This window comes from Erwinia sp. ErVv1 (assembly GCF_900068895.1).
In the GTDB taxonomy this organism is placed as follows: Bacteria; Pseudomonadota; Gammaproteobacteria; order Enterobacterales; family Enterobacteriaceae; genus Erwinia.
Genome location: NZ_CDPK01000008.1, coordinates 181,752 through 194,006 on the forward strand (window position 1 = coordinate 181,752; position 12,255 = coordinate 194,006).

Annotated in this window: 9 protein-coding genes and 1 pseudogene; all 10 read right to left on the reverse strand. The window is 57.4% G+C overall.

Annotated elements, in window-relative coordinates:
- Nucleotides 1–3: 3 nt before the first annotated feature.
- The gene (gene mraY / locus A1830_RS13480; RefSeq protein ID WP_067706809.1) at nt 4–1,086 is read right to left on the reverse strand and encodes a phospho-N-acetylmuramoyl-pentapeptide-transferase; all 1,083 of its coding nucleotides are present in this window, start codon (nt 1,084–1,086) and stop codon (nt 4–6) included.
- Entirely contained in the window at nt 1,080–2,441 is a 1,362-nt protein-coding gene (gene murF, locus A1830_RS13485; RefSeq protein ID WP_067706811.1) for a UDP-N-acetylmuramoyl-tripeptide--D-alanyl-D-alanine ligase, read from the reverse strand. Before murF ends, mraY begins: the two co-directional genes overlap by 7 nt.
- Nucleotides 2,438–3,743 (reverse strand): annotated as a pseudogene (murE, locus tag A1830_RS13490) (UDP-N-acetylmuramoyl-L-alanyl-D-glutamate--2,6-diaminopimelate ligase). The gene murF and the pseudogene murE overlap by 4 nt, the downstream one beginning before the upstream one ends.
- Nucleotides 3,730–5,505: a peptidoglycan glycosyltransferase FtsI gene (locus tag A1830_RS13495; RefSeq protein WP_067706816.1), complete on the reverse strand. Its 1,776-nt coding sequence runs from the start codon at nt 5,503–5,505 to the stop codon at nt 3,730–3,732. The pseudogene murE and the gene A1830_RS13495 overlap by 14 nt, the downstream one beginning before the upstream one ends.
- Nucleotides 5,506–5,513: 8 nt before the next feature.
- Nucleotides 5,514–5,834 (reverse strand): cell division protein FtsL, encoded by a 321-nt coding sequence (gene ftsL, locus A1830_RS13500; RefSeq protein ID WP_067706819.1) that lies wholly within the window; start codon nt 5,832–5,834, stop codon nt 5,514–5,516.
- Entirely contained in the window at nt 5,831–6,772 is a 942-nt protein-coding gene (gene rsmH / locus A1830_RS13505; RefSeq protein ID WP_067706822.1) for a 16S rRNA (cytosine(1402)-N(4))-methyltransferase RsmH, read from the reverse strand. Before rsmH ends, ftsL begins: the two co-directional genes overlap by 4 nt.
- 2 nt (nt 6,773–6,774) lie before the next feature.
- Nucleotides 6,775–7,233, reverse strand: coding sequence for a division/cell wall cluster transcriptional repressor MraZ (gene mraZ / locus A1830_RS13510; protein WP_067706826.1), 459 nt, complete (start codon nt 7,231–7,233; stop codon nt 6,775–6,777).
- 545 nt (nt 7,234–7,778) lie between these two features.
- Nucleotides 7,779–8,789, reverse strand: a complete 1,011-nt coding sequence (gene cra, locus A1830_RS13515) for a catabolite repressor/activator (RefSeq protein WP_067706831.1) — start codon at nt 8,787–8,789, stop codon at nt 7,779–7,781.
- 196 nt (nt 8,790–8,985) lie between these two features.
- Nucleotides 8,986–9,477: an acetolactate synthase small subunit gene (gene ilvN, locus A1830_RS13520; RefSeq protein ID WP_067706835.1), complete on the reverse strand. Its 492-nt coding sequence runs from the start codon at nt 9,475–9,477 to the stop codon at nt 8,986–8,988.
- Between the two features lie 2 nt (nt 9,478–9,479).
- Nucleotides 9,480–11,204, reverse strand: coding sequence for an acetolactate synthase 3 large subunit (gene ilvI / locus A1830_RS13525; RefSeq protein ID WP_067706838.1), 1,725 nt, complete (start codon nt 11,202–11,204; stop codon nt 9,480–9,482).
- Between the last annotated feature and the right edge of the window lie 1,051 nt (nt 11,205–12,255).

The window sequence follows — 12,255 nt, forward strand, 5'->3', positions numbered from 1 at the left end:
TTTTTAGCGTACCTTCAGCGTTGCCAGGCCAATCAGCACCAGCATCAGCGAAATAATCCAGAAGCGCACGATCACGCGCGGTTCCGGCCAGCCTTTCAGTTCGTAATGGTGATGGATCGGCGCCATACGGAAGATGCGCTGCCCACGCAGTTTGAACGAGCCTACCTGCAAAATCACCGACAGCGTTTCCACTACAAAGACACCGCCCATAATTAGCAGCAGGAACTCCTGGCGCAGCAGCACGGCAATGGTGCCCAGCGCGCCGCCCAGTGCCAGCGATCCCACATCGCCCATAAAGACCTGGGCCGGATAGGTGTTAAACCACAGGAAGCCCAGCCCTGCCCCGACAATGGCGGTGCAGACAATCACCAGCTCACCGGCATGGCGCAGATACGGGATATGCAGGTAGTTAGCGAAGTTCATGTTGCCGGTCGCCCAGGCCACCAGCGCAAAGCCCGCCGCGACAAAGACCGTCGGCATAATCGCCAGCCCGTCCAGACCATCGGTCAGGTTCACCGCATTGCTGGTGCCGACGATAACGAAGTAGCTCAGCAGAATGTAGAGCAGCCCAAGCTGCGGCATGATGTCCTTGAAGAAAGGCACCACCAGCTCGGTCGCGGGCGTATCCTTGCCAACGGCGTACATGACAAAGGCTACCGCCAGCGCAATGACCGACTGCCAAAAATATTTCCAGCGGGCAATCAGCCCTTTGGTATCTTTGCGCACTACTTTGCGGTAGTCATCAATAAAGCCGACGATCCCATAGCCCACCAGCACGAACAGGACGCACCAGACGTAAGGGTTGGATGGATAAGCCCACATCAGTACCGAAACGGTAATCGAGAACAGGATCATGATGCCGCCCATGGTCGGCGTACCACGCTTGCTAAAGTGCGATTCAGGCCCGTCATTACGTACGACCTGACCAAATGACATTTCCTGCAGGCGCGCAATCATACGCGGCCCCATCCACAGAGAGATAAACAGAGCCGTCAGCAGGCTGACAATGGCGCGAAACGTCAGATACGAGAAGACGTTAAAGCCAGAATAAAAAGTGACCAGATGTTCGGCCAGCCAGACTAGCATGTTCCTTTCTCCTGTAAGCTCTGCACTACCTGCTCCATGGCGGCACTACGTGAACCTTTAACTAAGATGGTGATATGAGGATGCTCCAACAGCAGCGCCCGCAGGCGTGTCGTGGCGGCACTCTTATCGGTAAAATGTTCGCCGCTTTCGCTGGCGTCGCTAATCAGTTTGCTTAAGGTGCCCACGCTGAGCACTTTATCAATGCCCGCCTGGCGGGCGGCCTGCCCCACCTCCCGATGACGCGCCTCGGCCTCATCACCCATTTCCGCCATGTCGCCGACCACCATCACGCGATAGCCCGGCATTTCGGCCAGGACCTGCGCAGCGGCGGTCATTGAGCCGACGTTAGCGTTATAGCTGTCATCCAGCACCAGCTTACCCTCGCTCAGCAGCAGTGGGAAAAGTCGGCCCGGCACCGCCTTAAGCGTTGATAAACCCTGACTGACGGCGCTGAGTGGCGCACCGACGGAGAGCGCCAGCGCCGCAGCGGCCAGCGCGTTAGCAATATTGTGACGGCCAGGCAGGGGCAGTTCGACGGTTACGTCGCCGGCGGGCGTGGACATCACAAAGCGCGTACCGGTGGAAGAAACCGTGACGTCCGAGGCAGTAAAATCGCTCTCCGCCTGTGCGTCGACCGAGAAACGCCAGACGGTTTTACCGTCCAGTGCCGTCTGCCAGTGAGGCCAGTCGTTGCTGTCGGCATTAAGAATGGCCGTGCCCCCGGCCGCCAGCCCCTGGAAGATTTCGCCTTTGGCTTTTGCCACACCCGCAAGCGATCCAAATCCCTCAAGATGGGCGGCGGCCAGGTTATTCACCAGCGCGCTTTCGGGACGAACGATGCCGGTAGTCCAGGCAATTTCACCCTGATGGTTTGCGCCCAGCTCGATAACCGCATAGTGATGCTGTTCGGTCAGGCGCAGCAGCGTAAGGGGGACACCGATATCGTTGTTCAGATTGCCCGCGGTATAGAGCGTTTCACCGCACTGGCGGAGAATGGCGGCGGTCATCTCTTTGACCGAGGTTTTGCCCGAGGAGCCGGTGAGCGCAACAATGCGCGCCGTCGCCTGCTGGCGAACCCATCCGGCCAGCAGGCCGAGTGCGATACGCGTATCGTCTACCACCACCTGGGGAACCGCTACTGGTAAGTGCTTACTCACCAACAGAGCTGCCGAACCGGCAGAAATCGCTTCACCGACGAAGTCATGAGCATCAAAGCGCTCGCCCCGCAGGGCAATAAACAGGCAGCCCGCGCTCACTTTCCGCGTGTCGGTGACGGCCTCAGAAAAGGTAAGATCGCCGCCCACCAGCGTTCCGTTGGTGACTTCTGCCAGCGTCTGAAGAGAGAGAGGGATCATGCCATCACCCCCAGCAGACGCGCGACGGTGGTACGGTCGGAGTAGTCCAGCCGACGGTTGCCGACAATCTGATAATCTTCATGGCCTTTACCGGCAACCAGCACGATATCGCCCGCTTTCGCCTGCATGACGGCGTTNGCCGCCGCAGCCAAACACGCACCAGAGCTGTCCCTTGCAGTGGAGCCGCGCGGCCTGGAGCGCTTTTTCCAGCGCATCAGGGGTATGAGCATAATCAACCACCACCGTGGGTTTGTCCGGCGCGGTAAAGACTTCCATACGCCCCGCCACCGGTTGCAGCTGGTGGCCCGTGGCAACCAGCTCGGCCAGCGGATAGCCCAGCGCCAGCAGCGTAGCCAGGGCAATCAGCAGGTTACTGACGTTGAACGCGCCCATCAGGCGGCTTTCAATTTCGCCGGGCCCCCAGCTTGAGTCGAAGCTGACGCGGGCACCGTTATCGTGGTAGTCCACGCGGGTTGCGCTGAGCCAGCGGCCCCGGCATCCCGGCTGCAAATTGTTATCCATGGTAACCGCGACGGCATCCGGCAGCTTCGCCAGCCAGCGGCGCCCTACCTCATCGTCGGCGTTAACAATCGTCTGACCCACCAGATGTTCGGAAAAGAGCAGCCATTTGGCCGCTTCGTAGCGGGTCATGTCACCGTGATAGTCCAGATGGTCACGGCTCAGATTGGTAAAGGCAGCGGCGGCAAATGGCAGCGCCGCCACGCGATGCTGCACCAGTCCGTGTGACGAAATTTCCATTGCGGCAAACGTCGCGCCTTTCTCAACCAGCGTGTGCAGCGTTTGCTGCACGTCAACCGCTGAGCCAGTGGTGTTTTCCGTTGGCGCAAGCTGACCATAAAGGCCATTACCCACGGTGCCCATTACGGCACCAGTTTCGCCCAGCAGGTTCGCCCACTGCGCCAGCAGCTGCGTGGTGGTGGTTTTCCCATTGGTGCCGGTTATGCCTGTCAGCTTAAGCTTCTCGCCCGGCTGCTGATAAAAACGGCCCGCCAGGGCAGAGAGCCGCTGCGAAAGCTGCGCCAGGTAAATAACCGGTACGCCGTGCATTACGGTGATGTGCCCATCTTCCGCTTCGCCGTCGGCGTCAGCAATGACGGCCGCCACCCCCTGCGCGATGGCCTGCGGGATAAAACGGCGGCCATCCACCTCGTGACCCTTAATGGCCACAAACAGGTCGCCGGACGCCGCCATGCGGCTGTCCAGAATCATTTCATGTAGCGGCAGCGAAGGTGCACCAGGCACCCAGGGAGCCAGCAGGTCGGACAGATTACGATCGGTCACTCGATCCCTCACTTCTGTTATCTACCATCTCGTTTTTTTCCGCTGGAACCGCTGAAGGAAGCGCATCGGGCTCGATATTCATGGTACGCAGTACGCCGCCCATGATCGCGCCAAAGACGGGTGCAGAAATGGCACCACCATAGTATTTCCCGGCCTGCGGGTCGTTAATCAACACGACCAGGGCAAAACGAGGATGACTGGCTGGCGCGACGCCAGCGGTATAGGCGATATATTTGTTAACGTACTTCCCATCCGGCCCGACCTTTTTAGCCGTACCGGTCTTGATGGCAATTCGGTAGCCTCTGATCGCCGCCTTAACGCCGCCTCCGCCGGGCAGCGCAACGCTTTCCATCATATGCATCACGGTGCGCACCAGCGGTTCAGGGAAGATACGCTGCCCGCCTACCGGCGGGTCAACTTTGGTGATCGACAGCGGGCGATAAACGCCGTAGCTGCCGATCGTTGCATAGACTCGCGCTAACTGTAACGGCGTTACCATTAGCCCGTAGCCGAAAGAGAAGGTGGCCCTCTCTATGTCAGACCACCGTTGTTTTTGAGGATATAAGCCACTGCTTTCTCCGACCAACCCCAAATTGGTCGCCTTTCCCAGTCCAAAGCGCGCGTAAGTATCTACCAGCGCTGAGGATGGCATCGCTAACGCCAGCTTTGATACGCCAACGTTACTCGATTTCTGTAAAACCCCGGTCAGGGTCAGCTCGTTATAGCGCGCCACATCTTTAATTTCGTGACCGTTTACGCGATAGGGAACGGTATTGAGGACGGAGTTCTCTTTCACCACGCCGCGCTGCAGTGCCGTCATGACCACCATGGGCTTGACCGTTGACCCCGGCTCGAAAATATCGGTAATGGCGCGGTTGCGCATCACGTCTTTGGTTACGCCGGTCAGATTATTCGGGTTATAGGCGGGACTGTTGGCCATCGCCAGCACTTCGCCGGTGCTCACATCCACCAGCACCGCCGTTCCTGACTCCGCCTTGTTGAACGCCACGGCATTGTTTAACTCGCGATAAACCAGCGCCTGTAGCCGCTCATCGATGCTCAGCGCCAGATTATGCGCGGCACGGCTGTCGACGGAGGAGATATCTTCAATCACCCGACCATAGCGATCTTTGCGCACGGTGCGCTCGCCCGGCTGACCGGTCAGCCACTTATCAAAACTTTTTTCAACGCCTTCAATGCCCTGACCGTCAATATTGGTGAAACCGATCAGATGCGAGGTCACCTGCCCTGCCGGGTAGTAGCGGCGCGACTCTTCACGGAGGAAGATGCCGGGCAGCTTAAGTTTTTTGATGTAGTCGCCGATGGCGGGATTCACCTGGCGGGCAAGGTAAACAAAGCGCCCTTTAGGATTAACGTTAACGCGAGCGGAGAGCTGGTCAAGGGGGATGGACAGCGCCTCGGAGAGCGCCTTCCAGCGGCTATCAGTCGTGATGCCGCCCTTCTCGTTAAGGACTTTTGGATCGGCCCATATGGCATTAACCGGCACGCTGACGGCCAGAGGACGACCGGCGCGGTCGGTAATCATGCCGCGCGCGGTAGGCACCGCCTGTACGCGCAGCGAACGCATATCGCCTTCGCGCCCCAGCCGATCGGGGTTAATGACCTGTAGCCAGGCCATCCGCGCGATCAAACCCAGCAGTGCGAGAAGAATACAGCCGCACAGCAACACAAAACGCCAGCTTACAAAGCTGGCCTGATCGTGCGGGCGTTTTAACTTCAGCGTCTTGGTTGCCGGTTTCATTCAGTCCCTTATGGCTGTACCACAATGTTTTCCTGCGATGGGTCAACATGCTGCATTTGCAGCTTTTCCGTTGCCGTTCTTTCTACCCGGCTGTGATCGCCGAGAGCATTCTCTTCCAGGATCAGGTTACGCCATTCGATATCTAACGCGTCGCGCTCCAGTACCAGTTGCTCACGCTGAGCGGTAAGCAGGCGGGTTTTATGCGCCGTGGTCACCACCAGTATCGCCGACACCACCACGGCGACGGCCAGAATCACCGGGATCTTACCGTGGCGAAGGAGATCGCCAGCAATCACGCCTGGCAGACTGTGCCGCTCGTTGCCGATCATGAAGCCGATCTTTCCGCAATACGCAGTACCGAACTGCGGGCTCTGGGATTTTCTGCCACTTCAGCCTCGCCCGGCATCATTTTGCCCAGCGCCTTCAGCTGGCGTCCGCCCAGCTTGCTCAGCTGCTCCTCGGTCACAGGCAGACCCGCAGGTACCTGGGGACCGCGGCTGTTTTCACGCATAAAACGCTTAACAATGCGATCTTCCAGCGAATGGAAGCTGATAACAGAAAGCCTGCCCTCTGGGGCCAGCGCGGTCAGTGCCCCCTTAAGCGCCTGTTCGATCTCCTCCAGCTCGCTGTTTACCCAGATGCGGATCGCCTGGAAACTGCGGGTAGCAGGATGCTTGAATTTATCTTTAACCGGGGTGGCGGCGTAAATCACATCGGCCAGCTCTTTCGTGCGCGTCATCGGCTGCTCGCGATTACGTTCAACGATGGCGCGGGCAATACGTTTGGCAAAGCGCTCCTCACCAAAGGTTTTCAGGACAAAAGCAATATCGCTCTCCCCCGCTTTCATCAGCCACTCGGCAGCAGAAAGCCCTTTATCCGGGTCCATGCGCATATCCAGCGGCCCGTCACGCATAAAGGAAAATCCCCGTTCGGCATCATCGAGCTGCGGAGAGGAGACGCCCAAATCCAGCAGAATGCCATTGATTTTACCGGTCAGCCCCCGCGCCTCGGCGTACTCTGCCAGCGCGGAAAAAGGACCATAAATTATGTTAAAACGTGGATCGGTAATCGCGGCTGCGGCGGCAATAGCCTGCGGATCGCGATCGATGGCGTAGAGACGTCCGTGCTCGCCCAGTTGAGAGAGAATCAGTCGTGAATGGCCACCTCGTCCGAAGGTGCCATCAATGTAGATACCGTTGGGATCGATATTGAGACCTTTCACCGCCTCGTCCAACAGTACCGTTGTATGATTGTAATTTTCCTGCATAGCTATAGCGACAAATCCTGCAGGCGCTCAGAAAGCGGTTCCTGAGTCGACTGCTCTGCGTCAATATCCTCCCTGACTTGTTGATACCAGGTCTGTTCATCCCACAGTTCAAATTTATTGAACTGTCCAACCAGCATCACTTCTTTGGTCAGGTTCGCATGCTGGCGAAGCGTCGTTGCCACCAGCAGTCGCCCTGCATTATCCATCTGGCATTCGCTGGCATGCCCCAGGAGCAGACGCTGAACGCGACGCTCTGCGGGGTTCATACTCGATAAGCGGGCCAGCTTACGTTCAATAATTTCCCATTCGGGCAGGGTATAAAGCAGCAGGCATGGCTGGTGAAGGTCAATGGTACAAACCATTTGCCCCTGTGATTCCCCGATCAGCGTTTCGCGATAGCGCGTCGGCACGGCAAGCCGTCCCTTGCTGTCGAGATTGACTAACGTTGCTCCACGGAACATGCCAGCCTCACCCCCCAGTTACCCCTAATCACCACTTTACACCACAAATTCCCACCAAAGGAGTTTACGGAGCGGAGGAAAACATTGTCAAGCCGCAGCAGACGCCGATTGAGATTATTTATTAGAGGGAAAAAACGCGGTAAGAGTTAAAACATCGCGGATATTTACACCATTCAAAAATAAACCAATGAATACTGTCATAAATTTCCTGCCGCATTTTAATTTGCTCAAAAATATGTCTGTTGAAAGGTCCACTTAAGGGATCCATCAGTTTGCGACACAGGCGGCATTTTAAGGTATTTCTTAAAATTTGTCCTCCCAGCCCCAGCGTGCCTGACGGGAGGTAAGCGTAATTTATCGCCAGTGAAAAATCTCATGTTAGGAGAAAAGCGCCAGCGCCTCTTCTTTACCTTTATTTACATCAGGCTACCAAAAGGCGAATACCCGCATTTTATTTACGTATTGAGTGCGAAAACCTGGTTAAATCTGAACGGGTTCGCTGTGGGATTAAAAAAGGGCAGCGACGCTGCCCTTTTACGCAAATACTAAACCAGGTTACGGCTCAAACGCCCGCGGCGATAAAGATTTCGACGAATACGGGTTAATCCCGGCTTCGGTTTACGGGGTTCATCCAGGCTTGCCAGCACCAGCTCCAGTACGCGCTCCGCCACGTCCCGGTGCCGCTGAGCGACAGCCAGTACCGGACACTCAAGGAAGTCCAGCAGCTCGTGGTCGCCAAAGGTTGCGATCACTAAATCCGTCGGCAGGCGACCTTCACGCTTGAGGGTGACATCCATCACACCCTGTAACAGCCCAAACGAGGTCGTGAACAGCGCATCCGGCATCGGGTGCGTTTCCAGCCAGTTTTCAAACAGGGCGGCCGCCGCGCTGCGTTCAAAACTGTTGGCGTAGATAAAGTCTGGCTGACGCGCGTCTCCTTCCCAGGCATCACGAAAGCCCAGTTCACGCAGAAAACTGACCGACAGCTCTGGCAGTGCGCCCAGATAAAGCACCTTCTCTACCGGCTGCTTGCGCAGTTCAGCCGCCAGCATTTCCGCATCATCCTGATCGGCCCCTACCACGCTGGTGAAATGCTCACGATCCAGCGCGCGATCCAGCGCAATAATCGGCAGCGGATCGTTTTTCCAGCGCTGATAGAAGGGGTGCTCGGGCGGTAACGAGGTGGAGACGATAATGGCATCGACCTGGCGTTGAAGCAGATGTTCAACGCAGCGCATTTCGTTATCCGGCTGATCCTCAGAACAGGCAATCAGCAGCTGATAGCCGCGCTGACGCGCCTGGCGTTCAAGATAGTTCGCGATGCGGGTGTAGCTGGTATTTTCCAGATCGGGGATCACCAGCCCAATGGAGCGCGTCCTTCCGGCGCGCAGGCCTGCCGCAACGGCATTCGGGTGGTAATTATGCTCTCGTACCACCGCCATAACCTTCTCAACGGTTTTATCACTGACACGATACTGCTTCGCTTTACCGTTAATAACGTAGCTGGCCGTCGTCCGGGAAACACCAGCCAGGCGCGCAATTTCATCCAGTTTCACAATAACTCCACACTTCAGGCACCGTCAGGGCGCAGATAATAGCCACAACGCAGCTATGGATTATAACTTTGTTACATCTAACAGCAGAATAGTTCAGCGAGCAACCGCTTTTAGCCTCAGGCAATCGCTTTCAGACAAAATAAAAAACCCGGCGTTACGCCGGGTTAGCTCGATTTTCACTCCGCTCGCAGAAAAATTAACGCATAATCCGCTCGCCGCGCGCCACGCCAACGACGCCGGAACGCACCACTTCAACAATTTCCGCTACGTCGCGTACCGCGCTGAGAAAGGCATCCAGCTTCTCGCTGGTACCCGCCAGCTGAACCGTATAAAGCGAGGGCGTCACGTCAACGATCTGCCCACGAAAGATTTCCGCGCTGCGTCTCACCTCTTCACGCCCGTAGCCAGTGGCCTGAAGTTTCACCAGCATGATTTCGCGCTCAACGAAGGCGCCCTGCCCCAGTTCGCTGACCCGCAGTACATCCACCAGCTTGTGCAGCTGCTTTTCAATCTGTTCCAGAACCTTTTCATCGCCGACCGTTTGAATGGTCATGCGCGACAGCGTGGGATCGTCCGTCGGGGCGACCGTCAGACTTTCGATGTTATAACCGCGCTGAGAAAAAAGCCCTACCACGCGGGATAATGCGCCGGACTCGTTTTCCAGCAGTACCGATAACACACGACGCATAATTATGTCCTCTCCGTTTTGCTCAGCCACATTTCATCCATCCCACCGCCGCGAATATGCATCGGGTAAACGTGTTCGGTATCATCTATTTTGACGTCCACAAAGACCAGGCGACCTTTCCCGACCTGCTCCAGCGCCTGGGTCAGTTTTGACTCCAGCTCCTCAGGATGCTCAATGCCAATGCCAACGTGGCCATAAGCCTCAGCCAGGCGCACAAAGTCGGGCAGCGATTGCATATAGGACTGTGAGTGGCGACCGGAATAGACCATGTCCTGCCACTGTTTAACCATTCCCAGGAAGCGGTTGTTCAGGCTGAGCACCAGCACCGGCAGATCGTACTGTAGCGCGGTGGATAATTCCTGGATATTCATCTGGATACTGCCATCGCCGGTGACGCAGATAACCGTTTCCTGCGGCAGCGCCAGCTTGACGCCCAGCGCGGCAGGCAGGCCAAAGCCCATCGTGCCCAGACCACCGGAGTTGATCCAGCGGCGGGGTTTGTCGAACGGATAGTAGAGCGCGGCAAACATCTGGTGCTGACCCACGTCAGAGGTGACATAGGCCTCGCCTCGTGTCAGCTTCCAGATGGTTTCGATAACCGCCTGCGGCTTGATGGCCGGGCTGCTGCGATCAAACTCAAGACACTGGCGGGCACGCCACTGGTCAATTTTCTGCCACCAGTCGCGCAGGCTGTCGAAGTTTTGGCTGTTGTCACCCGCGTTTAACAGCTCGATGATCTGCGCCAGAACCTGCTTCGCATCGCCGACGATCGGCACATCTGCCGCCACGGTCTTGGAAATTGACGTCGGATCGATATCAATATGCAGCACGGTGGCATTCGGGCAATATTTAGCCAGGTTATTGGTGGTGCGATCGTCAAAGCGCACGCCGACGGCGAAAATAACGTCAGCGTTGTGCATAGTCATGTTCGCTTCATAGGTACCGTGCATGCCCAGCATGCCCAGGCTCTGGCGATGGGTGCCGGGGAACGCCCCCAGGCCCATCAGCGACGCGGTAACCGGCAGGTTGAGCGTTTCCGCTATTTGCCTGAGTTCATCATGACATTCAGCGTTGATTACGCCACCACCGGCATAAATGACCGGTTGCTTAGCGGCCAGCAGCGTTTGCAGGGCGCGTTTGATCTGCCCCTTATGGCCCTGCGTAGTCGGACTGTAGGATCGCATGCTAACGGCGTCAGGCCAGGCATAGGGCAGCTTATTGGCCGGACTCATCATATCTTTTGGCAGGTCGACGACCACCGGGCCCGGGCGTCCGCTGGCTGCCAGCCAGAAGGCTTTTTTCATCACCGTGGGAATATCTTCGGCGCGCTTAACCATAAAGCTGTGTTTGACCACCGGGCGGGAGATACCGACCATGTCGCACTCCTGGAAGGCGTCATAGCCGATCAGGGAGGAAGGTACCTGGCCCGAGAGCACCACCATCGGGATCGAGTCCATATAGGCGGTGGCGATACCGGTTATCGCATTCGTTGCGCCGGGGCCGGAGGTAACCAGCACCACGCCAACTTCGCCGGTCGAGCGGGCGTAGCCGTCGGCCATATGCACCGCGCCCTGTTCGTGGCGAACCAGGATATGGTCAATGCCACCCACGGTTTGCAGCGCATCATAGATATCCAGCACCGCGCCGCCGGGATAGCCGAAAACATGTTTAACGCCCTGGTCGATCAGCGATCGAACGACCATCTCGGCTCCTGACAACATCTCCATTTTTGCCTCCAGGCTTAAGGTACTGAGCTTTCGGCAGGCTGTATGCGTGAGCGGTAATACTTCACATTCCTGCCGGATAAGCTCAATACCTGTGTTTATGCTCAGACATTGGAATGCATTTCCAAAATCCAGGGTACAGGGCGAAGCCCTTATTATTTTGCTTTTAATTGGTTGAAGTACCATAACCGTAGAAAAGTAAGCAGGCAAATAGCACGCCAATTACGGAGGGGATATCTTCCCCCTGGCCCACTGCTTTCAGGCGGTTGCTAACGTTAATTAAACCGGAGTGAGGGTTAAAAGAAAGTGGTTTACGCTGCCGATGACTTTAATTTCAGAGCGATCGTTTTGTTGTTATCTGCAATCGTTGCGAAATAAAAGCCGTCTTGTTCAAACCCTCCGTTCTTTATAGTTTTATCTGCTTTTTAATTTTATTTCTACAAAATATTCCACCTGAAAGGTAGTTATTTTCACTGCACCTTAACCATAAGTTATTCCTTTACTACTGGTTTATCGCTCTTTGTAAAATGTGGGGCCCGGTGCTGCAAAGGCCTGGGGGGTCGTCTGCGGGTGGGGGCCGGTGCGGCACAGGTATGGGGTGTCGCCTGCGGGTGGGGCCCGGTGCGGCAAAGGCCTGTGGAGTCGCCTGCGGGTGGGGCCCGGTGCGGCACAGGCCTGGGGAGTCGCCTGCGGGTGGGGCCCGGTGCGGCACAGGCCTGGGGAGTCGCCTNGCGGCACAGGCCTGGGGAGTCGCCTGCGGGTGGGGCCCGGTGCGGCACAGGCCTGGGGAGTCGCCTGCGGGTGGGGCCCGGTGCGGCACAGGCCGGGGGCGTCGTCTGCGGGTGGGGGCCGGTGCGGCACAGGCCTGGGGCGTCGTCTGCGGGTGGGGGCCGGTGCGGCACAGGCCTGGGGCGTCGTCTGCGGGTGGGGGCCGGTGCGGCACAGGCCTGGGGAGTCGCCTGCGGGTGGGGCCCGGTGCCTGGCGGTCCTCGCGCCGCGCGTGGCGCGGTTCCTTCGCTCCGCTCGTCGACCTTTCGGACCGGGCATGACGGGA